This window comes from Schaalia sp. HMT-172 (assembly GCF_030644365.1).
Lineage (GTDB): Bacteria > Actinomycetota > Actinomycetes > Actinomycetales > Actinomycetaceae > Pauljensenia.
The window spans coordinates 793453-819446 of record NZ_CP130058.1 but is presented as its reverse complement, the minus strand read 5'-3'; the positions used below and the strand labels follow the sequence as shown (position 1 = coordinate 819446).

The window sequence follows — 25994 nt, the reverse complement described above, 5'->3', positions numbered from 1 at the left end:
TCGGGGTGGTGAGGTCGCGGTTCGGGGCGACGTGGCGCCCAAAGTGCAGACCACCTCGGCAAAAAACGCCGATAATGGGGTGTCATGGGCGAGGTGGTCTACGTTTTGGGCAAAACTGTCTCGGACATGGTGTGTTGTTCGCACGCGAACCGCTGAATATGCGCGTTAACCCCTTGATACGCACGTCAACCTCTCGATATGCGCGTGGGCGGGGCTGCCCACGCTCGTATTAGCGGGCCCACGTGCGAATTAGAGGGCCCAGGCGCGCATGAGCGTGCCCGTGTGCGGCGGGTGCACGAGGGGAAGCCGCCCAGCGGTCAGGCGGCGGCGAAGCGTGCCCGTGTGCGCGTTACTAGCACTCGCTCGGAACAGTTTCGCATGCAATTCGATTGGATGAACTTTCAACAACGTCTGCAAACGTTACAATTCCACCGATATGGACGTGTGGTGCGACGCAGTGTCGGGGGAATTGCATGCAACATTCGTGGATAGCATCCCAACGGGAGTCATGTGCTGCCGCTCGTCGCACAGCCGGTGGCACGCTGGTGGCCTGGCACGGTGGATACCCCCGACGCAAACAAGCTGTCCAAGCCCGGTGACGGATCAAGGGGCCACACACAGGCACGCGATGAAACAATCAACTTCAATGTGGCTTTTCCCGCACCAGTAAGCCGAAAAGTCGCTACAAAACCAACACGTTTTGTCCTATAACCCTCAAGCACTGGCGGCGCGCCTCAGGTCCGGCGCCCCGCCACGGCACGAGCGACGAGCGGGCAGGAAGGCCCCGCCCCGAAGCGGCGCGAGCGACGAGCGGGCAGGAAGGCACCGACATCCCACCGCAGCACATCCGCAACACAAACGGGGGCCGCGCACCGATGGTGCGCGGCCCCCGCCTTCGAGCTCGACCACAGTCCGCTGGGAGGTCAGACTTGGCCAGGCAGTTCTATGGTAGCTCGAAAACCTCTCACTAGTCTGAGGAGGTCATTCAGCCCACAGGGAACACCCCGTCAGCTACGGGAGGAGCCTCCCCTCGACGTCGAACGAGTAGCGCGTGCCGTCGATCCACCGGCTGCCCGTCACCATCGCCCCAGAAGACGACAGGTAGAACCAGGAGCCGCCATCACGCAGCCATCCGGTGGCCATCGCGCCGTCAGGAGACAGGTAGTACCAGGAGGAACCCACCCGCACCCATCCGGTGGCCATCGCGCCGTCAGGAGACAGGTAGTACCAGGAGGACCCGTCCCTCACCCAGCCGGTACGCATCGCGCCGGATGACGACAGGTAGTACCAGGTGTCGCGCACCTTCGTCCAGCCGCTCGCCATCGCACCGCTCAAAGGATCCAGGTAGTACCACGAGCCGGCCACGTGAACCCACCCGGAGGCCTGACCGCCAGACGGCCCATAGTAGAACCAGCGGCCACCCTCGTACACCCATCCGGTCACCATGTACCCGTGAGCATCAAAACGGTAGATCGCCCCGTCAATGCGCAGCTGCGTGGACGTCGGATACGTCCCGTTGTCGTAGCGCCACCACCAGCCGAGCACGCCGGACACCCAGCGCCCAGCCCCGGCCTCGTCGGGCCCCACGTGATCGGGGCTCACCGTGACAGGCACCTGCACGGTCGCGTCGTCGTCGGCCCGCGGGTCAAAGTTGCGGCCGAACGCCTCGACCGTGACCGTCGTGGCGCCCGCGAAACGCCCCACACCCTGCGGGTGCGACACGTCCACGCCGTCAGCCTGCAGCGTCAGCTCGGGACCGGAGAACTCCCCACTCCCCTGCCCCGCCGCGATCTCACGATCACCCAGCAGCAGGCGCGCGCTCGTCACGGGACCGGAAACACTGACCCGCACCGAGACGCGACCCACGACGGATTCACCCGCCAAGGGCATCCACGTAGACCCATCCGTCGAATACTCGACCGTGCCGATCACCGGCGTCGCCTGATCCTTCAGCACCGCGTCCAACGCGTTCGGCAAGCCGGCGCCCCGATACTCGCGCCCCTCAACGGGCGCGGCCAGGCGCGACCAGTTCTCGGGCGCGGACGCCTGCTTCTTCGCCAAGGCAACAATTTCCGAAGCGTTCATCTCCGGATGCACCTGACGCAGCGTCGCAATCACGGCCGCCGCCAGAGGCGCCGCCTGCGACGTGCCATACAGGTTCCCGTAGGCCTTTCCGTACCAGCTCGTCAGCGGCGCGTAGATCTTCGCGCCGGGAGCCGCGAAATCAATCGTCGAGGCACCCCAGTTTGACCAGGACGTCGGCTCCAACACTCCGGTCGCCGGGTCCGCGCCGTCGGGCAGCTGCAACGCCGACACCGCTAGGGTACCGCGCATCATCGACGGCAGGTACACGCCGCCCTTCACGTCCCGCTCGTAAGCGCCCCACGTGTCGCCCGGTGACGAATCGTCGGTCGCGGGCGGGTTGTCCAGGTCCGTCGTCCAGTTGCCGGCAGCCACCACGTTAATGACGTCCTTCGACGTCGAATAGTCGACCGCACGCTGGACAGCCTCCAGGCCCGCCGCCTGCTCCGGGTCGCCCGGCATCCAGTACTTCCACGGATTCACGTAGTACGAGCCATTCGTCACCGAGATACCGTGCTCCGCGGCCCACACGAAGCCGCACACGACATACTCGGGGTAGAAGTAGCCGCCGTTGCGCGACGCCACGTTGATCGCAGCGATTGTTAGCGTCGGATTCACACCATCAACGCCCACGCCGTCATGCTTCGCGGCAATCGACCCGGCCACGTGCGTCCCGTGGGTCGCGTCGTCCCAGCGCCACGCCGCCGGATCCTGGTTCGGGATGCCGTTGACGTTACAAGCCACCGACTTCGAATGGTCCACCTGGCCCGCCAAGTCCGGAACAGTGTCGTCAATGGACTGGTCCATGACGCCCACGGTCACGGGGGCACGCATGACGTCCACGCCCTGGGCTTCGAGCGCGCGCAGCGCCTGGAGGTGCCACCCGTTGGAGGTCTGCGGGTCGGGCGTCACCCCGGCCTCGTCGCCTCCCTGCACACCGCCGGCCTGCGCGCCGCCATCCTGTACACCGCCGGCCTGCGCGCCGTTCGCCTTCGGGGAGGCCGCGAGCGCCGCGTTCGCGCGCGCGAGGGTCGCATAGTCGACGGGGACCACGGCCTCGTTACCGCCGACGGGGGCCTGGCGGGTCGGGCCGATCGAGTCGTAGCTGATGCCCTCCTTGATGAGCGCCGCGCCCAGGTCGGGCGAGAACGAGGCCGAGGCGGACTGCACGAAGAACGTCCCGAACTGCGGGTAGCGTGCCAGGACCAGGCCTCCCAGGAACGAGGCCTGGGCTGCGGCCCGCTCGAAGGTGGCCTTATCAGCGCCCTTGGGCAGGTTCACCGCGTAGTTGGCGGGCAGCTGCTCGGCGGCTCGCGCGGGGGCGGTGATTCCGGCGGTCGGTGTTGCGGGGGCGGGCACCGTGTTGTCTGCCGAATCGGGCGCGGGCTGGGGGACCACGGCGGGGTCGCGCGACACCGTGAAGGTGGCCTCGCGGCCCGTGTCGTCGTCGGCCTGGCGGTCGAAGTTAATGCCGGTGGCGCTGACCTGCACGCGCGCGGTGACCGAGTCGGCGCCCTCGGGCAGGAGGGAGCTCAGGTCCACGTTCTCCGCGGACACGCCCAGCTCGTCGTCCCCGTACTTGCCCGACCCGTCGCGGTCGACGCCGGTCAGGCCGGCGACGTCCATGTGCAGGTGGCTGATCGGCGAGGCCGCGGACGCGTAGAAGGTGACGGGGCCGGCGGGCAGGACGGCGCCGTCAAGGTTCTTCCACTCCCCCTTGCCGACGCGGTATTCGAGGGTCGTCACGGTCGGGCGCAGCTGGTCGCGACGCATCGTGGTCAGCGCGTTGATGAAGCCGTGGCCGCGGTACTCCTTGCCGTCGGTGGGAGCGTCCAGGCGCGTGTAGTCGATGGCGGCCTGCTTGCGCATGAGGTCGACGATCTGGGCGCCCGTGAACGCCGGGTGCGTGGCCTTGATGAGCGCGGCGATGCCCGTGATGTGCGGGGCGGCCATCGAGGTTCCGCTCGTCTTGGCGTAGCCGCTCGCATACTGGCTGGTGGGCACGGTGGAGTAGATGCCCTCGCCGGGGGCGGCGAAGTCAATGGTCGTGCCGTAGTTGGAGAAGTCCGCGCGCGCGAGCGTCGTCCACTCGGGCTTCGTCTCCTCGTCGACGCGTTTGAGGGCGCTCACCTGGCTGACCCCCGCGACCTGTCCGGGAACGCGGATGGAGCCCGCGACGGGCCGGTCCTTGATGGGCGTGTCCAGGTCCGTCGGCGATGCCGAATCGGTCGTCGGGTTGTCGTTGTCGGCGCCCTCGTTACCGGCCGAGGCGATGACGGCCAGGCCTCTACCCTGCGCGTAGGCGATGGAACGCGACGCCGCCTCCAGGCCCGCGGCCTGCTCCGGGTCGGTCGGGCTCCAGTACATCCACGGGTCCATCGAGTAGGAGTTGTTGACAATGTCGACCCCGTGGCCGGCCGCCCACATGAACCCACAGGTCACGTATTCCGGGTACATGAGTTGCTCGGAGTTGGCGGCCTTGATCGACACGAGGGTCGCCTGGGGCGCGATGCCGTCGATGCCAATGCTGTTGTGGTTGGCGGCGATAATGCCCGCGACGTGCGTGCCGTGGAAGTAGTCGTCGCGCCACGAACCGTAACCCTGGGAGGCGATGCCGTTGGCCGCGCAGGACACGGAGCGCGTCTGGTCGACGCGCCCGGCCAGGTCGGGGTGCATGTCGTCGATGCCCGTGTCGATGACGCCAACCGTGACGGGGGCGTGCGCGACGGGCACGGCGCCCGCCTCGCGCGCGCTCATCGCGGCGGCGCCCCAGTTCGAGATGTCCTCCGCACCCTCAGCCTCGGTGGCGTCATGGTCGCGAACGCTGTTCGTGCCGCCCGCAGGGGCCCCCGACTGCGGCCCGCTCTGCGCGCCTCCCTGCCCCGACTGCGGGGAAGTCGGCTCCGGCGCCGGCTTGTCACCGGGGGTACTCGCCGCGGCTCGCTCGCCCTCGGGCACGGGGGCGACGCGGGTCGGTCCGACCGAGTGCACCTTGATCCCGGCGCCGGCCAGGGCCTCGGCGATGTCGGGCGCGAACGAGGCCGACTCGCTCTGGGCGAAGAAGGTGCCGATCTGCGGGTAGGAGGCCAGGGCGACGCCGTGGGCGCTCGGGACGAGGGCGAGGGCCCGCTCCAGCTCGGCGGGGCCGGCCCCCGGGCTCAGGTTAATCGCGTAGTTCATCAAGCCCGCGCCACTTCGGGCGGGGGCTATCAGCGACGCGGGGTCATCAGCTCTGGCGGGTGGAGCGGTCGCGGTTGCCACGCCCATCGAGAGGGCGAGGACTCCGACGAGCCCGATGCGTGCAGCGTTGCGGCGCATGGTTCCTCAACTTTCGGTTGTCACGATCGCGAGCACAGCAGCGTACACGCGTAGGACTATCTTCCTAGAGTTTGTCACCATCGACAATTCAGAGCGGCTAAAACCCGTCAACACCTGCGCGCACGCGCAGACAATGGGAGGGGCCGCGCGACGCGCGACCCCTCCACCATCAGCCTCGACTCCTGTCCACCCCGGGTCGGGCGGACAGACGGCGAGCCGCGCCTAGAGCATGCGACCCGACGGGTCGAAAACGTAGGACACTCCGTCGATCACGCGCGCACCGGTGACCATCGCCCCCGACGCATCCACGTAGTACCAGGAGCCCCCGTCCAACACCCAGCCGGTAGCCATCGCCCCGGAGGCACGCAGGTAGTACCAGACGGAGCCATCACGCAACCAGCCGGTGCGCATCGCACCCGACGCGTCCAGGTAGTACCACGTGCCCTCCAGGTTGACCCAGCCCGAGGCCATGGCGCCGGAGTCCGGATCCAGGTAATACCAGGTGCCGCCCACGCTCAGCCAGCCCGACGCCTGCGCGCCGGAGACACCGTGGTAGTACCACCGGCCGCCCTCGCTCACCCAGCCGGTCACCATGTAGCCGCGCGCATCGAAACGGTACAGCTCGCCTCCAATACGCATCGACGTCGACGCCGGGTAAGTGCCGTCGGCATTGCGCCACCACCAGCCCAGCGAATCCGAGATCCACTGACCGGCCACGGCCTCGTGCGTATCCTCGCCGCCCGAGGTGACCGTGAAGGCCGCGGAGGAGGCCGCGTCATCGTCGGCGCGCGGATCCGGGTTGCGGCCCGAGGCCTCGACCCGAACGACCTGCTCCCCCGACAGAGCCGAGACATCCACGCCGTCCGCACGCAGCGTCACGACGTTGCCCGTCAGCTCTCCCGCGCCCGTGGCAGCGGCGACCTCGCCGCCGCCCACCAGCACTCGCGCCGAGGTCATGGGCCCGCTGACCGTCGCACGCACCGAGACGGAACCGGAGAGCTCCTGGCCGTCCAGCGGCGCCCACGCCGTCCCATCCCTCGAGTACTCGATCTGGCCGATCACGGGCCTGGGCTGGTCTTTGAGGACGGCGTCGAGAGCATCCAGGAAGCCGCTGCCGCGGTATTCCTTGCCGTCCCAGGGCGCGTTCAGCTCCCCGTAGTTGCGCGCCGCCTGCTTCTTCATGAGGTCGATGACCTGCGCGCCCGTGTACTCGGGGTGCACCGACTTGATGAGCGCGGCGACACCCGACACGTGCGGCGTCGCCATGGACGTGCCGTCGGCCACCGCGTAGCCGCTCAGGTAGAACAGCAGCGGCGCGGTCGAATAAATCTGGTCGCCGGGCGCCGCGAAGTCAATCGTCGTGCCGTAGTTAGAAAAATCGGCGCGCGCCAAGGACAGGCCGGGGGCCACGTTGTAGGCCTGGGCGAGGGCGCTCACCTGCGCGACGCCGTCGATCATGGAGGGCACGCGGATACCTCCCTCGACGGCGCGCCCCTTGGTCGGCGTGGCGGCATCCGTGGGAGAACCGTTATCGATCGTGGGGTTGTCGATGTTCACCCCCTCGTTACCGGCGGCGGCGATGACCGCCATGCCCCTGCCCTGCGCGTAGTGAATCGAGCGCGTCGCCGCCTCCAGGCCCGCCGCCTGCTCCGGGTCCGTCGGGCTCCAGTAGACCCACGGGTCCATCGAGTAGGAGTTGTTGACGATGTCCACCCCGTGATCGGCCGCCCACATGAACGCGCAGGTCACGTACTCGGGGTAGATGAGGCGGTTATCGTTCGTGGCCTGAATCGCCACGATGGTCGCCTGGGGTGCGATGCCGTCGATGCCAATGTCGTTGTGGTTGGCGGCGATGATGCCCGCGACGTGCGTGCCGTGGTAGAACTCGTCGCGCCAGCCGTAGAAGTCCTGCGTGGCGACGCCGTTGACCGAGCACTTCACGGAGCGCTGCGTGTCCACGCGGCCTTCCAGGTCGGGGTGCGTGTCCTCGACGCCCGAGTCTACGACGGCGACGGTCACGGGGGCGCGTTCCACGGACACGGCCCCGGCCTCGCGCGCATGCATGGTCTCGGCACCCCAGTTGAAGATTCGCTCCTCGGCGCCGGCCTGGGCCTCGGTCGCGGCCTCGTCGCCCGCGAAGGCCAAGCCGCCGGGGGCAGCAGCGTTGTCAGCTGCGGCGTTGTCACCCGCGGGGGTGTCCTCGCCGGTGGGTAGGGTGACGCGCTCGTAGTAGAGGACGCCCTGGGTGCGGGTCGGGCCGATCGAGTGAATGGGGATGCCCGCGTCCTTGAGCGCGGCGGCCATGTCGGGCGCGAACGAGGGCGTGGCGCTCTGTGCGAAGAAAGTGCCGATCTGCGGGTAGGAGGCCAGGGCGGCGCCCTTGACCGACGGGACCAGCGCGAGGGCGCGCTGGAAGTCCTCGGCACTGACTCCCAGCGCCAGGTTGATGGCGTAGTTCATCTCGTCGTCGTTGGCGCGGGTGGCGGAAACAAGGCCCGCGGCGGGTTCATCGGCGCGGGCTGGCGGGGTCTGTGCCGTCACGACGCCCACGGACAGGGCGAGCGCGGCGACGACGCCGATGCGTGCGACAGTGCGGCGCATTGTTCCTCAGCTTTCGATCGGTGCTGGATTGCGGATACACCCATCATCTATGAGTTTGTCAGTAACAACAAACTGTAGGCTTACCTAAGCTTAGTCTCGAAGATTGCAGCCTCCCCTGCAATTTCGCATGCAATTCCCCAAACCCCAGTTTTCGAAGCCCCAGGAAAAGCGCAGAATACCAACGTTCTGATTTCAAAGCTTGAAATATCGCCGAGGGAATTGCATGCGACATTACTGGGGAAGGACCGCGCAGGCAGCACGGAACCGGACACACCAGCAACGACACCGACACCAACAGCGACACCGACACCAACAGCGACACCGACACCAACAGCGACACCGACATGCGCGCCAGTAATCCCCGCACGGCCACTTCGCGAGCACCCGGAGGACCATAAGCGAGACGGGGAGCGCGCTCCCCGTCTCATTGCCCTGCTTACTCCAGACCGGCGTCGAGGGCCAGCAGATGATCGATTGTCTGCGGGCGGATGAACCAGCGGGTGCTTCCCCCCTCGACGCCCAGCACGCCGGGCTTCGTCAACATGTTGTAGTTCGACGCCATCGAGTATCCGTACGCGCCGACGGCGGGCACGGCCAGCAGGTCGCCGCCCGCGATGTCGGCGGGCAGGTCGATGTCGCGGATGATGATGTCGCCGCTCTCGCAGTGCTTACCGACGACGCGGCAGCGCGCCAGGGACGAGGCCTGGGCCGGGTCGCGGTTCGCGAGCGTCGCCGTGTAGACAGCGTCGTAGAGGACGGGACGGATGTTATCCGACATGCCGCCGTCGATGGCCACGTAGCGGCGCACTCCCCCGTCGTCCAGGGACACGTCCTTGACGACGCCGACGCGGTAGAGCATGACCATCGAGGGGCCGGCGATCGAGCGGCCGGGTTCGACGGACACGTGCGGGATGGGCAGGCCGTGGTGGGCGCAGCGCTCGCGCACGACGCCAGCCAGGGCTCGGGCGACCTCGACCGGGGAGGTGGGGACCGGATCCTGGCCGGTGTAGGCGATGCCGACGCCGCCGCCCAGGTCGATGGCGGGCACGTCCAGGCTCAGCTCGTCGCGCACAACCGCCGCGAAGTCGATGACGATGCGGGCGGCCTCGGCGAAGGCCTCGGTCCCAAAAATCTGAGAGCCGATGTGGCTGTGCAGCCCGCGGAAGTCCAGGTGCGGCGCGTCCTTGATGGCGGCCACGGCCTCGTAGGCCTGGCCGGTGGCCAGGGACAGGCCGAACTTCTGGTCCTCGTGGGCGGTCGCGATGTATTCGTTGCCACCCGCGTGAATGCCAGACTTCAGGCGCACCATGACGGGCGCGGTGACACCGAGCGAAGCGGCGATGCGCTCAATCTGGCGGACCTCGTCCATCGAGTCGATGAAGATGCGGTGAATGCCGGCCTCGAGGGCGAGGCGGATTTCCGCGTCGGACTTGTTGTTGCCGTGCAGACCGATCCGCGAAGGATCCACGCCGGCGCGCAGGGCGAGGCTCAGTTCGCCGAGCGAGGCGGTGTCGATACCCAGACCCTCAGCCGTGACAAGGCGCGCGACGTCGGCGCTCAGGAAGGCCTTGCCGGCGTAGAAGGCGTCGCCGCCGCTCATGCCGTAGCCGTCCCAGAACTCCTCGGCCATCGCGCTGGCCCACACGCGGGCGCGGCCGCGCATGGCCTCGACGTCGAGCACGAAGGTGGGCGTGCCGAACTCGTCGGCGACGCTGGTCAGGTCGACGCCACCCACGCGCAGCACGCCTCCCTCCTGCGCCGCGCTCCACGGCCATAGGTCGGGGCGCTCGTCGGGGGTCGGGCAGGTCAGGAACTCCGCCTCGCTCACCGGGTCACATCCTCTCGGGGGCGCTCACGCCAAGGAGGCCGAGGCCTGTGCGCAGCACCTGGGTGACCGCGTCGTTGAGCCAAAGGCGGGCGACGTGGCCGGGCTCGACCGGGTCGTCGCCGCGAGGCGTCACGCGGCACTGGCCATACCAGGTGTGGTAGGTGGCGGCCAGGGACTCGAGGTAGCGGGCGATGCGGTGCGGCTCGCGCAGCTCCGTGGCCTGCGCGACCTGGGCGGGGAACTGGGCGAGGGCCGCCAGCAGCGCCTCGTCGGCCTCAGTATCGAGGGCGGCGGGGTCGAAGCCGGCGTCGCGGGTGACGCCGTGCGTGGCCGCATTGCGCGCGACGTTGCAGGTGCGCACGTGCGCATACTGCACGTAGTAGACCGGGTTGTCGTTGGAGTGCTGCGAGAGCAGGTTCAGGTCGATGTCGACCTGCGTGTCCATGGACACGCGCACGAGCGCGTAGCGGGCGGCGTCCACGCCCACGGCGTCGACCAGGTCGTCGAGGGTAACGATCGTGCCGGCGCGCTTGGACATGCGCACGGGCTCGCCGTCCTTCACGAGGTTGACGAGCTGGCCGATGAGGATCTGCAGGTTCTCGCCCGGCTTGTCGCCGAAGGCGGCGCACATGGCCATCATGCGGCCGATGTAGCCGTGGTGATCGGCGCCCAGCAGGTAGATGGCCGCGTCCGCGCCGCGCTCACGCTTGTTCAGGTAGTAGGCGACGTCGCCCGCGAAGTAGGCGGCCTGACCGTCCGACTTGATGAGGACACGGTCCTTGTCGTCGCCGTAGGTGGTCGTGCGCAGCCACACCGCGCCGCCCTCGTCGAAGATCTCGCCGCGCTCACGCAAGCGTTCGATCGCGTCGGCGACCGCGCCGGAGGTGTGCAGGGAGTCCTCGTGGAAGAAGACGTCGAAGTCGGCGCGGAAGGAGTGCAGGCGCTCCTTGATTTCCGCGAACATCAGCTCGACGCCGCGGGCGCGGAAGACCTCGATGGCCTCGGCCTCGGGCAGCGTGATCGGGTCGGGCTCGCCGGCGGCGCGCGCGTCGGCGCGGACCTGGTCGGCGATGTCAGCGATGTACTGGCCGCCGTAGCCGTCCTCGGGAACCTCGCGGCCCATGGCACGGGCGTAGAGGGAGTGGGAGAAGCGGTCGATCTGCGAGCCGTGGTCGTTGAAGTAGTACTCGCGGGTCACGGCGGCGCCGGATGCGGCCATGAGACGCGCCAGGGAGTCGCCGACAGCGGCCCAGCGGGCGCCGCCCAGGTGGACGGGGCCGGTGGGGTTGGCGGAAACGTATTCGAGGTTGATGGAGCGACCCGCGAGCGTCTCGTTGCGGCCGTACTCGGCACCGGCCTCGACGATCGTGCGGGCCAGCTCGCCGGCCGCGCCCGCGCCCAGGCGGATGTTGATGAAGCCGGGTCCCGCGACCTCGACAGAGTCGATGCCGTCGGCGGCAGACAGGTCGTCGGCGAGGATCTGCGCGAACTCGCGCGGGGCCATGCCGGCCTTCTTGCCGAGCTGCATGGCGACGTTGGTGGCCCAGTCGCCGTGCTCGCGCACGCGGGGGCGCTCGACCGTCACGGGATCGGGCACCTGGGCGGGGTCGATAGAGATGCGCCCGGCGGCGGCAGCGTCCAGCAGCGTCGAGCGGATAAGGGAGGCAAGTTCTTCAGGAGTCACCCCATTAGCCTACGGGGTTTTGGCTCGCCACCGCGAACGTTTAAGCGGCCCGGGCGTGAAAACCTGGCCACACGAGGCGCGCCTGAGCGGCTTTCGTCCCGCCGTGAGGGACGCGAGGCGAGTAATATTTCGGGTAGCCGAATATTTTCTACCTGTAGTGAGGATCCCCGTGAGCGCCACGGACAGCAAGCATCGCCACAAGCTCATCCCCCTCCTCGGCCCCGCTTTCGTCGCGGCCGTCGCCTATGTCGACCCCGGCAACGTCGCAGCCAACATCACGGCCGGCGCGCGCTACGGCTACCTGCTCGTGTGGGTCCTCCTCGCCTCCAACATTTTCGCGATGGTCATCCAGTACCTCTCCGCGAAGCTCGGCCTCGTCACCGGCAAGTCCCTGCCCGCCCTGCTCGGCGACCGCATGTCTAAGCCCGCCCGCATCGCCTTTTGGATCCAAGCGGAAATCGTTGCGGCCGCGACCGACCTGGCCGAGGTCATCGGCGGCGCACTCGCCCTTCACCTCCTATTCGGGGTCCCACTCCTGTGGGGCGGCGTCATCATCGGCGCCGTGTCCATGGCGCTTCTCGTCGTCCAAGGCGAAGGCAAACAGCGCCAGTTCGAGACGATCATCGTCGGCCTACTCATCATCATCACGCTGGGCTTCCTGGCGGGCCTCTTCGTCGCGCCTCCCAGCCCGTCGGGGATCCTCGGCGGCCTCCTCCCCCGCTTCCAGGGCACGGACTCGGTGCTGGTCGCGGCGTCCATGCTGGGCGCAACCGTCATGCCGCACGCGGTCTATCTGCACTCCTCGCTGGTCAACGACCACGAGGCCGACGAGCTCGGCCCCTCCACCGCGGACTCGCGCCACTCCTCGGGGCACCTCTCGCGCCTGCTGCGCGCCACGCGCATCGACATTTACTGGGCGCTGAGCATCGCGGGCCTGGTCAACATCGGTCTGCTGCTGCTGGCGGCCGCGGCTCTGGCCGGTCAGAGCGGCACCGACACGATCGAGGGGGCGCACGCGGCGATCTCCTCGGCGCTCGGCCCCCTCGTCGGCACGGTCTTCGCGGTGGGTTTGCTCGCCTCGGGCCTGGCCTCGACGTCGGTGGGCGCCTACGCGGGCTCCGAGATCATGAATGGCCTTCTCCACGTTCGCGTACCGATCCTGGTGCGCCGCCTCGTCTCCCTCATTCCGGCCCTGATCATCCTGGGCGCGGGCGCGGAGCCGACGTGGGCGCTGGTTGTCTCGCAGGTGGCGCTCTCCTTCGGAATCCCCTTCGCGATCATCCCGCTCATGCGCCTGACCGCCAAGCGCGAGGTCATGGGCGAGTACGCGAACACCCGCACGCTGCGCGCCGTCGGCTTCGCCATTGCGGCCGTCATCGTCGCACTCAACCTGTTCCTCGTGTACCTGACGCTCACCGGCCAGGGCTAGCACCCGGAGCACGCGGGCACTGCTCCCGAGGCTCAACCCCCTGCCCGAGGCTGAACCCGCGCCCGAGCCACCTCCCTGCGCTCCCTCAAAAGTCGCATGCAATTTGGCTCCCCTCAGTTTTGTTAGGTATCGAGAAAACCGCGAAATTTCAACAGTCCGATTTCAAAGTTTGAAATACGCGCCGGGGAATTGCATGCGACATTTTTAGGAAACCACGAGGCCGGGGCGGGCAGCCACCGGGGCGAGCACACGGAACGGGGCCGGCCCATCGGCCCCGTTCCACGGAAGTTCTCAGGCGCGCACGGAACGCTCGTACGCGGCCATCAGGTCGATGCGGCGCTGGTGGCGCTCATCCCCGGTGAAGGGGGTCTCGAGGAAGGCATCGATGAAGGCGATGGCCTCGTCCTCGCTGTGCTGACGGGCGCCGACAGCCATCATGTTCGCATCATTGTGCTCGCGGGCCAGGCGCGCGGTCGCGTCCGACCACACGAGGGCGGCGCGCACGCCCTCCACACAGTTGGCGGACATCTGCTCGCCGTTACCGGAACCGCCGACGACAACGCCGAGACTACCCGGCTCGCTGGCGACCGCCTTGGCCGCATCAATGCAGAAGGGCGGGTAGTCATCGAGCGCATCGTAGACGAACGCGCCGTGGTCGACGACGTCATGGCCAGCCTCGCGCAGGTGGGCGACGATCTTTTCCTTGAGCTCAAAACCGGCGTGATCAGTGGCAATATGGACGCGCATGGAATCCTCCTGAGGGGTTCTCGAACAAGCAACGCCCACTAGTATGGCACACCTCACCGTCACGCGCGGGCGTTTGAAGCCTGCTAAACTGGCGGAGCTGCCCCGATAGCTCAGCGGATAGAGCGCTTGCCTCCGGTGCAAGAGGTCGCAGGTTCGAGTCCTGTTCGGGGCGCCACGCGTACCCGCGCCCCGCCACATGCCCGCGCAGACGCGGTATCACGGCCGCCGGCATTGTCGCGCTCACCGCGAGCCCGCACACGCGCACCTGCCCGCCCCGGCCTCGTCGATGAGGCCACCCCCACCTCGGACAATGCCCGCACGCCCGCGCACACGACATAAAATAAAGGGCGTCTCTATCGCCTACCAAGGAATGGCCAATGACCTACCCGTGGTGGAGTCTGCTCCCCTTCGTCGCGATGCTCGCATGTATCGCCCTTCTGCCTATCATCCCGAAGACCTCGCACTGGTGGGAAAAGGAATGCTCCCAGCTCTCCGTAGCGCTCGCTCTCGGCGTGCCGACGACGATCTGGATGTTCATGAAGGCGGGCACCGGCCCGCTTATCGCCACGGGCGTGGAGTACGTGCAGTTCATCGCGCTGCTCTTCGCGCTGTTCGTGGTCTCCGGCGGCATTCACCTGGCCGGCGACATCAAGGCGACCCCGCGCAACAATACGATCTTCCTGGCGATCGGCGGCCTGCTGGCCTCGTTCATCGGGACGACGGGCGCGGCCATGCTGCTCATCCGCCCGCTCCTGGAGACCAACAAGGAACGTAAGCACCGCGTGCACACGGTCCTGTTCACGATCTTCATTGTGGCCAACTGTGGCGGCATACTGACTCCGCTCGGTGACCCGCCGCTGTTCCTCGGCTACCTGCACGGCGTGCCCTTCACGTGGACGTTCGCGCTGTGGAAGGAGTGGCTGTTCGTCCTGGTGCTGCTGCTCCTGTCGTACTACTCGATTGACCGCGTGCGCTACGCGTCCGAAGACACGGCCTCCATCGAGGCCGACGACCGCGAGGTCAAGCCCCTGCGCCTGCACGGCACAATCAACCTGCTGTTCTTCGCGATCATCATCCTGTCGGTCGCTTTCGCTCCGTCGTGGGACGGCGAGGCGCTGGCCGAGGGCCACGTGCACTCCTGGACCGGTTTTGTTCCGTGGCGCGAGATCATCATGTTCACGGTCGCGGGCCTGTCCTACAAGCTCTCGGACAAGAAGGTGCGCTTCGAGGAGAACGCGTTCACGTGGGCTCCGATCATGGAGGTCGCGACCCTGTTCATCGGTATCTTCTCGACGATGGCGCCGGCGCTGCGCTACCTGGAGCAGATCGCCCCGTCGCTGCCGCTGACCCGCATGACGTACTTCGTGTTCACGGGCGGCCTGTCCTCGATCCTGGATAACGCTCCGACGTACATGACGTTCTTCGAGATGGCGAAGGCGTCGGGCGGCGAGGGCACGCTGATCGCGGGCGTGCCCGAGTACTATCTGATCCCGATTTCGCTGGGCGCCGTTTTCTGTGGCGCGATCACGTACATAGGCAACGGCCCGAACTTCATGGTCAAGTCGGTCGCCGAGTCCGACGGCGTGCCGATGCCGTCGTTTGGCCGCTACATCGGCTACGCGTTCACGCTTTTGGTGCCGGTCCTGGCCGCCATGGCGATGATCTTCGTGGGCGAGTCGTGGCTGGTTCGAGGATTGGGCATCGCTCTGGCCGCCGGCCTGGTGTTCCTGTCGCTCGTGCGTATCCGCCGCGCGGGCCTGGACGAGGCCGTGGCCGACTTCAGCGGCAACGAGTGAGCGGGCGGTCCTGACGGACGCATCGAGGGGGGTGGAGCCGGCCGGCTCCGCCCCCTCGTTTTGTCATACGGAAACAACACCCAAGGGCGGCACTACTTGGCAAGCAGCTCCATCAAGAACCCCCACAGCGCCGTGCGCGGCGGGGCGTCCAGGGTGGGTGCGTTCCGCTCCCGCATGAGGGCGAGTGCGCGAGGATCGATGGGTGCGTGTATTTGCGCATGCATGTGGTCGGTGACGAAGCACTCGACGTGCCCGGCGTCCTTCCACCGGTCCCGAGTCCGTTCTTCCCGTACACACAGCACGACGCACCACCGCTTGTGCCAGCAGTCCTGAGAGAAGTGCGATTCGCTGGGCCCCTGAGCGGCCACATCAATCAGGGCTGACTGCGCCCTCTCAAGGTCCACGTCACGCACTGCCTGCACGAAGTTGACCGAGATCGACGGCGGGCCGTCATGGATGGTTGGCCCGGGCGCCAGGAGGCTCTCCTCGGCGAGGATATGTGGGACGTCGCAGAAATCAACCTGGGTGAAGTGAACGCCGTCATCCTCGGCGCGCATGACGACCGAGCGCGGCTGCGAGGGCCAGATCCGCACATTGCGCACGCCGATGCTCGGCCTCGGCGAGACGACGCGGATGGCGAGACGCGAGTCGACCGTGCGCGCGGGACCCAGGATCGCCTCGACGTCACCCACGAGGCCATTGGAGTCGCCGAGGCCAGCGCTAATAAGTCCACTGACCGGTATCACGCTCGATAGAGCGTTGTGCCCTTCCCTTATACCAATGAGGTCAATCAGCGCATTCGCCTGTTCGACGGAGACGACGAGCTCCTCTGGCGACGAGGCCGTGGTTCCTTCGGCGGTCACGATTCCACCTCCAGGGTGCGTGCCATTGTCATGAAGTCCTCGATGATTGACGGGCAGGCGAGGCTCGGACACGAGCATGTCGCAGCCCACAGGAATCGGCGGGACTCCTCGTCCCCTTCGTTTCTATGCCGGGTGAGACACACGAGCTGCGAGACGGTCATCGAGGTGTCGTTGAGGGTGTATACCGCCGTAATGAAGCGCGTGCGCGACGTGGGATACGGCGCGGCAGTGTCGTCAATGAGGCGGCATCCAGGATGCGGCTCAGCCAGGCGACGAGCGCTGTCGTCGAGGATCTCCTTCTCCCCTTTGCCGCTGAAGACCTCAGTTTCAGTGATGACGATATTCGGCACGTACCCCTCCGTCGCCTCCCCGACGACAATGAAGCGAATACTCTCATCCTGGCCGAGATCCCCGAGCTCGCCGCGTTCTTCCTCCGACAGTTGCCTCCAACCAGGAGCCACACGCATCGTCACGCCTGTGCCCACAAGACTCCCGTCCCCGCCGGGCCCCTGGTTCCCAGGAGATTTCTTACCGCTTTTCCCTTCTTCTAATAGACCGTGTCTCTTGGCATATTGCCATTCAGGGTAGAGACAATCGGGGAATTTGAAAGGAAAACAACCAACGACGCACAGTATCAGGAGCAGAAATACTGGAACAGACGCGCATGTGAACAACCACTTCGGAGGATCAAACTGACCAAACCATGCGACCACTGGCACAAGGATCAGCAACGTGGAATATGAGGGCAGCATGATGGAGTAGAAATTCTTGGGGAGCCAGTGGAAACTCAAATGATTGGACGCAGCCGTGTCCTCGCTGGCGTGAAACATCTTGTAATACCAGCAGGCCATCCCCGCTACTCCGAAGAAGAGCAAGAAACCGTTCGGGTGTGACGTAGGACCCGAATTCACCAGTTCCTCCCCGGTCTCCCTGAGATCAAAGCGGACAATTTTTCTCCTGACGCCGCAGTAAGCAGTAACACGCCAGAATATTGCACGTCCAACAATAGAGTCAACGCTTCAAGGACACAAAAAAGGCGGGCGCGCACCCTCCGGTGCGCGCCCGCCAATTCACGCAACAACCTTAGTCTCTGGGCCCCGAGACAGCGCCGGGCACCGGAGGCGGGGTCCACAGGCCGCGCGCCTCCAGGAAGTCCCGCAGGAACGCGGGGCGATCGGTGATGATGCCGTCCACGCCGACCTCGAGGAGGCGCAGCACGTCGGCCACCGTGTTGATGGTCCACACGTGCACCGCCAAGCCGAGGGTGTGGGCGGTAGCCACGAAACGCTCATCCACGACGCGGACGGGGCCCTGACGCATGGGAACCTGCGCGGCGATGGCCCCCTGGCGCGGGCCGGGCACGTGCCACCAGGCGGGGTTCGTCGCGGTCTTCGCGGCGCCCACGAGGCGCACCACGGCCTCGGTCCCCAACGACGTGGCGACGGCGCGCGCCGGGTCGGAGGCGGCGGCATCGCGCACGGCGCGCAGGCGCGGCTCCGAGAAGGAGGCCACGAGCACGCGATCGGCGGCACCGTGGTCGGCCACGACGTCGAGGAGCGGCCCCTCGACGCCCGCCTCCTTCACGTCAATGTTGAAGTACGCGTCCGGGAAGGCCTCCAGCACCTGCGCGAGGAGGGGCAGCTGCTCGCCCGAATCGCGGTGGCGCAGCTTGGACAGCTCCCGCCACGTCATCTGCGCGATCACGCCGGTCCCGTCGTAGCAGCGATCCACGGTCTCGTCGTGGCAGATAACGACCTGACCGTCCGCGGTCAGGTGGGCGTCCGTCTCGATGTGGCGCACCCCGGCCTCGTAGGCGTGAGCGAAGGCGCTCATCGTGTTCTCGGGAGCCTCCTGGCCTCCGCCCCGATGGGCGAAGACGATGGGTCCCTGACGCATGGTCACGGGCATCATGAGCAAGACTCCTGTCCGAGATAGACGGCTTTGTGGGCGGCCATCCACGCCTCCGGGTCCACGGGCGTGTCCGAGGAGTCGTGGATTTCGAAGTGCAGGTGGGGGCCGGTGGACCAGCCGTTGGAGCCGACCGCGCCAATGACCTGCCCGGCGGTGACGGTGTCACCGACCTTCACTTTGATTTTGTTCATGTACTGGTGCAGGTAGGCCGAGTGGAAGACCGTGCCGTCCGCCAGCGTGTGCTTGATCTGCACGTAGGCGCCCGAGCGCGAATTCTCGGCGACCTCCTCGACGACCCCGCCGTACACGGACGTGATCGGCGTATCCAGGGGGGCAGCCATGTCGATGCCCTCGTGCGCGAGCAGCTGCCCGGAGACGGGCGAAATACGCATCGTGAAGGGCGACGTGATCGTGTAGGTTCCCTCGGCCAGTGGCCAGTAGATTGTGTCGGCCACGACCCTCACGCTGCGGTTGCCGTCCGCGCCGGTGCCGACCGCGCAGCCGGTGATGGACACGGGAGCCTTGGTCTTGGCGCGTGAATTCGCGGTGAGCGTGGCATCCAGGGCGGTGGCCTGGGGCAGGATCTGCGAGGAGGCCCAGCTGCCCCCGCCCACGGACGTGCCGAAGGTGCGCGCGGGGACGGTCAGGGAGGAGTCGGATCCGACGCGCCCGGTCATCGGCACGGCGATCGTCGAACCCGCCAGGCCGAGGACGAGGAGGGCGCGCAGCAGGTAGCCGACGGGGTGGACGTTGGGTCCGCGCTTCCCCGGGGACGAGGCCGGCTCGTCGTGCGCGTCGAGCGTTTCCTCGTCGGAAGCGTCGGGGTCAGGGGCGTCGGTGATGGCGTCCATGCCGTCGGACCCGAAGGCGGGGGTGCCATGCACGGGGGTCGGGTCATCGACCTCGGAAACGGGCGACTGTTCCTGGGTTTCGGCGGGCTTAGGAGAGGGTGCGACGCGGCGGGCGGGCGGGGGCGGGGGCGGCTCAACACCGAGCGGGATGGCACCCGTGATCGGGTAGTCCTCGCCGCCCTGGGAGCGCGCGGCGCGCAGCTGCGAACGCTTAGGCAGCGGGCACTCGTTCTCGCTCACGCTCTCTCCCCTCTCGCTTTCTGATCGTTCCACTCTAGCAACGCCGCCGTGGGCTGTGCCAACCGCTGCCTCGTCAGGGCCGTTGAAGGACGTCACGCACTTCGCCGACGAGCAGCTCGAGGATGTCCTCCAGGAAGAGGATACCGACCAGGTCGCCCTGGTCGCGCACGAGAGCGCAGTGGACGCCGGTGCGCTGCATGTGGCGCAGAGCATCCTCGACCTGGTCGGAGGAGGAAACGGACTCGAGGCGGCGAATGCGCCACGGCGTGATCGGCTGGTCGCGTTCCTCGCCGGAGGCGTACAGGACGTCCTTGAGGTGGACGTAGCCGACGATGACGCCGTCCTCTCCGGCGATCGGGAAGCGCGAGTATCCGGTGTGAGCGACGCGCTCTTCGACGTCGGCGGGGGTTGCGCCCGCGGGCAGGACGACGAGGTCGTCGAGGGGCACCATCGCCGACCCAGCGGTCTCCTCGGAGAACTCGAGGGTGCCGCTGAGCAGCCCGAGTTCGTCGGTCAGCACACCCTCGGCTTGGGAGGCGACGACGATGGATGCCACTTCCTCAACCGTGTAGGTGGCGGAGATTTCCGAGCGCGGCTCGTAGCCGGCCCGGCGCACGAACCAGTTCGCGAAGTGGTCCATGGCCTCGATGATGGGACGCAGGACGTGGCCCAGGCGCACGAGGACGGGGGCCAGGATGAGGATCATGCGCACGGGTGCGGCGATCGAAATGTTCTTGGGGACCATCTCGCCGAAGACGACGTGGCAGAAGAGGACGATGACGAGGGCCACCGCGAAGCCGACAACGTGACTGGTTGCCTCGGGAGCACCCAGGCGCTCCAGAGGAGACTCGACGAGGTGCGCGATCGCGGGCTCGGCGACGACGCCCAGCGTCGTGGACGCGACCGTCACGCCGAGCTGGCAGATCGCCAGCATGAGCGAGACGTGCCGCAGGGCAAAGAGAGCGGCGCTGGCTCCACGCGCCCCCTCGTCGGCGAGCGGCTCGACCTGCGAGCGGCGCGTCGAGGTGACGGCGAACTCGCCGGCCACGAAGAACGCATTGACGGCCAGCAGGGCAACGGTGATGGCGAGACCGACTCCGACGCTCACAGCGACACCTCCTCGTCCTCGCCGCCGACGGGCGCGGGCGTGATGGCCACCTGGGCGACGCGTCTGCCCTGCATCTGGGTAACCTCGATGCCGATGCCGTCGACGCTCACGCGCGAGCCGACGGATGGAATCTCACCCAGCTCGTTCATGACGAGGCCGCCGATCGTGTCGTAGGGGCCGTCCTCGGGCAGGTGAATGTCGGTGCGGCGCGCGAGCTCGTCGGGGCGCAGCGTTCCGGGCACGAGGAACGTACCGTCGGGGCGTGGCCGGATGCCGAGGCGACGCTGGTCGTGCTCGTCGGAGACCTCGCCGACGATCTCTTCGACGACGTCCTCGAGGGTGACGATGCCGGACACGCCGCCGTATTCGTCGACGACGACGGCCATCTGCAGGCCCTCGTCACGCAGCTGGACCATGAGGGGGCCGATCGGCACGGTCTCGGGAACCGAGGGCGCGTCGGTCATGAGCGAGGAGGAGACGACGGGCACGTCGGCGCGGCGCTCGGCGGGCACGGCGACCGCGCGGCGCAGGGACACCAGGCCGAGAATGTCGTCGGAGTCGTCGCCGATCACCGGGAATCGGGAGTGACCGGTTTCACGGGCCAGGTCGAGGACGTCCTGGGCGCTGTCGCCCTCGCTCAGGGTGTGCAGGCGGCCGCGGTCGGTCATGACGTCGGCGGCGCTGAGCGTGCTCATGCGGATCGTGTTGACGAAGAGGTCCGCCGTGGACATGTCGAAGGTGCCCTCCTCGACGGAATGCTCCACGAGTGCGGCCAGCTCGGAGGCGGAGCGCGCCGACGAAATCTCCTCCTGTGGCTCGATGCCCATGCGGGCGAGCACCCAGTTCGCGGTTCCGCCGAGCACCCAGATGATGGGGCGGGCGATGGCGGTGAACACCATTTGGAAGGGGACGACGCGCTTGGCTGTGGACATCGGGTGGGCCAGGGCGAGGTTCTTGGGCACGAGCTCGCCAAAGAGCATCGAGAAAACGTTGATGAACACGGCAGCGGCGAAGGCCGCGATGCCCGTGGCCAAGCCCCACGCGAGCCCCGCCCACCCGAGCAGGTCCTCCAGCAGCTGCGCGAGCGCGCTCTGCGTCGTGTAGCCCAGCAGGATGGTGGTCAGGGTGATGCCGACCTGGGCGCCCGACAGCTGGGTGGACAGGGTGCGAGTGGCGCGCAGGACGGAGGCGGCGCCGCGGTCCCCCTCCTCGGCTTTCTTGTCGAGGACGGCCTGGTCGACCGCAACCAGCGAGAACTCGGCGGAGACGAAGACGAACGTGCCAGCGGTGAGGACGACGCCGAGCAGGAGCATGAGCGCGGTCGTCATCGCGTGGCCCCCTCGACGAGGCCGGGGCAGGCCAGGCGCACGCGCGCGGGCAGGGGGTGGGAGAGAGCGGCGGGAGAGCCGACAGTGTCGCAGTCCATGGTGTCTCCAGTCTAGCGTTCCTGGGCCGAACTCCTCGCGTGCGCGTCCCCACAGAAGGGCAGCAGTGCCAACACTCTCCCTATGACGGACCAAAGGCCCTTGAAAAACACACCAAAGTTGTACCAGGTTTCGTGAAGACGATCACGCGGCGGTAGAATCGCTGAGGTATGGCCGCGCGGGAATTGGCCCACGCGCGCGGCGCGACACTTACGGAGGAATACGTGCCCACTCCCACCGCTTCCCAGCCCGATCCGCAGTGGTACATCGCGAAGATGCGAGACCTCTACGACCGTGATCCCCAGCTCCTGGATCCCTCCTGGCGCGCCTATTTCTCCACCGAGTCCGCTCCCCCGCAGCTGCGCGCCAAGCGTCCCCACATCCCCGAGGGCGCTCCCGCGACGCCCGAGTCGGCCTCGTCCATCGAGCATGCCGAGGCCTCGGCCCCCGCTGATCACGCGATCCCCGCATCGGTCACGCCGCCGACCCTCGACATCGAGGAGGACGCTCAGCACGCCCCGGAGGAACCCACACACGTCGTCTCCGTCACGCGCTCCGACCTGCCCCCCGCCCCGCCCGCCGCGCTCGCCGAGGCCACCAGCCCCTACACGCGCCAGCAGCACGGACGAGCCGCCTTCACCCGCTCACACGCAGCCCCCACCCAGGACGAGCTCCGCGTCTTAAAGTCCGCCGCCCGCGCGACCGCCAAGCACATGGAGGCCTCGCTGTCCATCCCCACGGCCACCTCCCAGCGCCAGATCCCCGCCAAGCTCCTCATCGAAAACCGGGCCCTCATCAACGCCCACCTGGCGCGCACCGTCGGCGGCAAGGTCTCCTTCACCCACCTCATCGGCTACGCGCTGGTGGAGGCGCTGTGCGAGATGCCCGACCTCAACGTGCGCTACACCCTCGAGGGCGGCAAGCCCGCCGTCGAACAGCTCGCGCACATCGGCTTCGGCCTGGCGATCGACGTGGCAGACGCGCAGGGCAATCACTCCCTCAAGGTCCCCGTCATCCACGACGCCGACACCCTGACCTTCTCCGAGTTCGTCGACGCTTACCAGGACCTGGTTGCGCGCGCCCGCAACGCAACGCTGACGACCGTGGACTTCCAGGGCGCCTCTGTCACCCTGACGAACCCGGGAACGCTGGGCACCACCACCTCCGTGCCGCGCCTCATGGTCGGTCAGGGCCTCATCGTCGGCGTGGGCGCCACCGACTACCCGGCCGAATTCCGCGGCGTCTCCCCCAAGCGGCTGGCATCCCTCGGCATCGGCAAGACGATGTACTTCTCCTCCACCTACGACCACCGCATCATCCAAGGAGCGGCGTCGGGCCGCCTCCTGGGCCTGGTCGACGCGAAGCTGTCGGGCCGCGACGGCTTCTACGAGCGCGTCTTCACGTCCCTGCACGTGCCCACACGCCCCTACTCGTGGGAGGCCGACTACGAGTACGACCCGAACCGTGAAAAAGGCAAGCCCGCGCGCATCGCGGAACTCGTCCACGCCTACCGCTCGCGCGGACACCTGGCGGCCGACACGGACCCGCTCGCCTACCGCGTGCGCCGCCACCCCGACCTGGACATCGCCTCCTACGGCCTGAGCGTGTGGGACCTGGACCGTCCCTTCCCCACCGGCGGATTCGGCGGCTCGGACCAGATGCTGCTGCGCGACATCCTCACGCAGCTGCACGACACGTACACGCGCACCGTCGGCATCGAATACATGCACATCCAGGACCCCGAACAGCGCGCCTGGGTCCAGCGCCGCATCGAACGCCCCTACGAGGCCCTCTCCCCCGACGCCCAGCACCACATCCTGGGCACCCTCATCCGCGCGGAGGCCTTCGAGGAGTTCCTCCAAACGAAGTTCATGGGCCAAAAGCGCTTCTCCCTCGAGGGCGGCGAGTCCCTGATCCCGCTGCTCGACCACATCCTCGCCGACTCGGCGCGCAGCGGCATCCACGAGGTCGCCATCGGCATGGCCCACCGCGGCCGCCTCAACGTGCTGGCCAACATCGCCGGCAAGTCGTATGCGCAGATCTTCGACGAGTTCGAGGGCAACTACATGCCTAACTCCGTCCAGGGGTCCGGCGACGTCAAGTACCACCTGGGAACGTGGGGCGTGTACTCCCTGGACGACGGGCTGGCCACGAAGGTCTACATGGGCGCCAACCCCTCGCACCTGGAGGCCGCCGACGGCGTCCTGGAGGGCATCGTGCGCGCCAAGCAGGATGCTCTGGGCGACCCGGACCTGCCGATCATCCCGATCCTCATCCACGGCGACGCGGCCTTCATCGGCCAGGGCGTCGTCCAGGAGACCTTCAACCTCTCCCAGCTGGAGGGCTACAAGACCGGCGGCACGATCCACATCATCGTCAACAACCAGATCGGTTTTACGACCGGCCCGACGCAGGGGCGTTCAACCGGCTACGCCACCGACCTGGCCAAGGGCCTACAGATCCCGATCTTGCACGTGAACGCGGACGACCCCGAGGCCGTCATCCGCTGCGCGCACCTCGCCTTCGAGTACCGCAACGCCTTCCACAAGGACGTCATCATCGACATGGTGTGCTACCGCCGCCGCGGCCACAACGAGGGCGACGACCCGTCGATGACCCAGCCGGTCATGTATTCCCTCATCGACCGCATCCCCTCCACCCGCGCGGTGTACATCCGTGGCCTGGTGGGTCGCGGTCAGCTCACCGAGGACGAGGCCCGCCAGTCGATCACCCAGTATGAGGCGGAGCTCGGGCGCATCCTCGAGGAGACCCGCGCGGGAGGCGCGTCCTCCGTGTCCGAGATCAACCCGGGCAGCCGCACGCACGATCCGGCCCTGACCGTCGGGGTCGGCGAGGCCGGCGAGTCCCCCGACGAGGAATGGACCATGCCGGAGTCCCAGATGCCCGGCATCGGCATGATGATCGGCTGGACGTCGGCTGCCCCCGCCGAGCAGCTGCGCCGCATCGGCCGCGCGCACACGCGCTTCCCCGAGGGCTTCGCTCCCCACCCCAAGCTCCGTCAGCTGTGCGAGCGTCGCCTCGAGATGGCGCTCGGCAACAAGCCGATCGACTGGGGTTTCGCGGAGCTCCTGGCCTTCGGCACGCTTCTCATGGAGGGCACCGGCGTGCGACTGTCCGGCGAGGACGTGGCGCGCGCGACCTTCGTCCAGCGTCACGCGGTCCTGCACGACGCCGACGACGGGCGCGAGTTCACGCCGCTGCGTTTCCTGACGGAAAACCAGGCTCGTTTTGACGTGTGGAACTCCCCGCTCAGCGAGTACGGCGTGCTGGCCTTCGACTACGGCTACTCGCTGGAGAGCCCCGAGACGCTCACCATCTGGGAGGCCCAGTTCGGCGACTTCGCGAACGGCGCGCAGACCGTCATCGACGAGTTCGTGTGCTCCGCGGAGCAGAAGTGGGGCCAGCGTTCCTCGCTCGTCATGCTCCTGCCCCACGGCTACGAGGGCCAGGGACCCGACCACTCGAGCGCACGCATCGAACGCTACCTCCAGCTGGCCGCCCAGGACAACATGTGGATCGTTCAGCCCTCCACGCCGGCGAACTACTTCCACCTGCTGCGCACCCAGGCCTACAAGCGCCCGCGTAAGCCGCTCGTCGCCTTCACGCCCAAGCAGCTGCTGCGTCTGTCGGCGGCGTCCTCACACCTCGACGAGTTCACCTCCGGCGGCTTTCAGCCCGTCATCGGTGACACCGCTGGGCTCGATCCCGCCTCCGTCACCCGCGTCGTTTTGTGCTCGGGACGCCTGTACTACGACCTCGCCAAGGAGCGCGAGCGCCGAGGCGACACGTCGACGGCGATCATCCGCCTGGAACAGCTCTACCCCCTGCCCGAGGCCGAGGTGGCCCAGGCCCTGGCCCAGTACCCGAACGCGTCGGTGACGTGGGCGCAGGACGAGCCGCGCAACCAGGGTGCCTGGCCGTACCTGGCGCTCAACCTGTTCCCCTCGCTGGGACGCCCCGTGCGTCTCGTCTCGCGCCCCGAGTCGGCCACGACGGCAGCTGGACGCGCGTCGCTCCACAAGGAGCAGGCAGCTACTCTTATTGCGCAGGCCTTCGAAGGCTAGCGAGCTCCCTGCGCGCGCCCGCGATCC

Annotated in this window: 14 protein-coding genes and 1 tRNA gene; 4 read left to right on the top strand and 11 right to left on the bottom strand. The window is 67.7% G+C overall.

Annotated features, from left to right (window positions below):
• Window positions 1–1011 precede the first annotated feature (1011 nt).
• From QU663_RS03365 to argS, 4 genes are all read right to left on the bottom strand, one after another.
• Window positions 1012–5400, bottom strand: coding sequence for a S8 family serine peptidase (locus QU663_RS03365; protein WP_304990675.1), 4389 nt, complete (start codon window positions 5398–5400; stop codon window positions 1012–1014).
• Between the two features lie 222 nt (window positions 5401–5622).
• The gene (locus QU663_RS03360) at window positions 5623–8001 is read right to left on the bottom strand and encodes a S8 family serine peptidase (RefSeq protein ID WP_021612570.1); all 2379 of its coding nucleotides are present in this window, start codon (window positions 7999–8001) and stop codon (window positions 5623–5625) included.
• Window positions 8002–8437: 436 nt separating this feature from the next.
• Window positions 8438–9829, bottom strand: coding sequence for a diaminopimelate decarboxylase (lysA, locus tag QU663_RS03355; RefSeq protein ID WP_021612568.1), 1392 nt, complete (start codon window positions 9827–9829; stop codon window positions 8438–8440).
• Window positions 9830–9833: 4 nt separating this feature from the next.
• The gene (gene argS, locus QU663_RS03350; protein ID WP_021612567.1) at window positions 9834–11513 is read right to left on the bottom strand and encodes an arginine--tRNA ligase; all 1680 of its coding nucleotides are present in this window, start codon (window positions 11511–11513) and stop codon (window positions 9834–9836) included.
• 169 nt (window positions 11514–11682) lie between these two features.
• Here argS and QU663_RS03345 point away from each other — a divergent pair, with 169 nt between their 5' ends.
• A complete protein-coding gene (locus QU663_RS03345) occupies window positions 11683–12942 on the top strand; it encodes an Nramp family divalent metal transporter (protein ID WP_034482064.1) in 1260 nt (419 codons plus the stop codon).
• Window positions 12943–13233: 291 nt separating this feature from the next.
• On the opposite strand, the gene QU663_RS03340 is transcribed toward QU663_RS03345, so the two are convergent.
• Window positions 13234–13689, bottom strand: coding sequence for a ribose-5-phosphate isomerase (locus tag QU663_RS03340; RefSeq protein WP_021612564.1), 456 nt, complete (start codon window positions 13687–13689; stop codon window positions 13234–13236).
• Window positions 13690–13788: 99 nt separating this feature from the next.
• Here QU663_RS03340 and QU663_RS03335 point away from each other — a divergent pair.
• Window positions 13789–13864, top strand: a tRNA-Arg gene (locus tag QU663_RS03335).
• Window positions 13865–14066: 202 nt separating this feature from the next.
• On the top strand, window positions 14067–15485 hold the full coding sequence (locus tag QU663_RS03330; protein ID WP_021612563.1) for a sodium:proton antiporter: 1419 nt from the start codon (window positions 14067–14069) through the stop codon (window positions 15483–15485).
• A 92-nt stretch (window positions 15486–15577) separates the two neighbouring features.
• On the opposite strand, the gene QU663_RS03325 is transcribed toward QU663_RS03330, so the two are convergent.
• The 6 genes from QU663_RS03325 to QU663_RS03300 all read right to left on the bottom strand — a co-directional run bounded on the left by QU663_RS03325 (window position 15578) and on the right by QU663_RS03300 (window position 21786).
• The gene (locus tag QU663_RS03325; protein ID WP_021612562.1) at window positions 15578–16348 is read right to left on the bottom strand and encodes a hypothetical protein; all 771 of its coding nucleotides are present in this window, start codon (window positions 16346–16348) and stop codon (window positions 15578–15580) included.
• Window positions 16345–17199 carry a hypothetical protein gene (locus tag QU663_RS03320; RefSeq protein ID WP_021612561.1) on the bottom strand — a complete coding sequence of 285 codons (855 nt, stop codon included), beginning with the start codon at window positions 17197–17199 and terminating at the stop codon, window positions 16345–16347. The genes QU663_RS03325 and QU663_RS03320 overlap by 4 nt, the downstream gene beginning before the upstream one ends.
• A gap of 232 nt (window positions 17200–17431) precedes the next feature.
• Window positions 17432–18259 (bottom strand): glycerophosphodiester phosphodiesterase, encoded by an 828-nt coding sequence (locus tag QU663_RS03315; protein WP_291464119.1) that lies wholly within the window; start codon window positions 18257–18259, stop codon window positions 17432–17434.
• Window positions 18256–19350 carry a M23 family metallopeptidase gene (locus QU663_RS03310; protein ID WP_304990674.1) on the bottom strand — a complete coding sequence of 365 codons (1095 nt, stop codon included), beginning with the start codon at window positions 19348–19350 and terminating at the stop codon, window positions 18256–18258. Before QU663_RS03310 ends, QU663_RS03315 begins: the two co-directional genes overlap by 4 nt.
• 73 nt (window positions 19351–19423) lie before the next feature.
• Entirely contained in the window at window positions 19424–20458 is a 1035-nt protein-coding gene (locus QU663_RS03305; protein WP_021611180.1) for a hemolysin family protein, read from the bottom strand.
• Complete coding sequence (locus QU663_RS03300; protein ID WP_021611179.1) at window positions 20455–21786, bottom strand: hemolysin family protein; 1332 nt, start codon at window positions 21784–21786, stop codon at window positions 20455–20457. The genes QU663_RS03305 and QU663_RS03300 overlap by 4 nt, the downstream gene beginning before the upstream one ends.
• A 266-nt stretch (window positions 21787–22052) precedes the next feature.
• Between QU663_RS03300 and QU663_RS03295 the strand changes: the two genes are divergently transcribed.
• Window positions 22053–25967: a multifunctional oxoglutarate decarboxylase/oxoglutarate dehydrogenase thiamine pyrophosphate-binding subunit/dihydrolipoyllysine-residue succinyltransferase subunit gene (locus QU663_RS03295; protein ID WP_021611178.1), complete on the top strand. Its 3915-nt coding sequence runs from the start codon at window positions 22053–22055 to the stop codon at window positions 25965–25967.
• Window positions 25968–25994 lie beyond the last annotated feature (27 nt).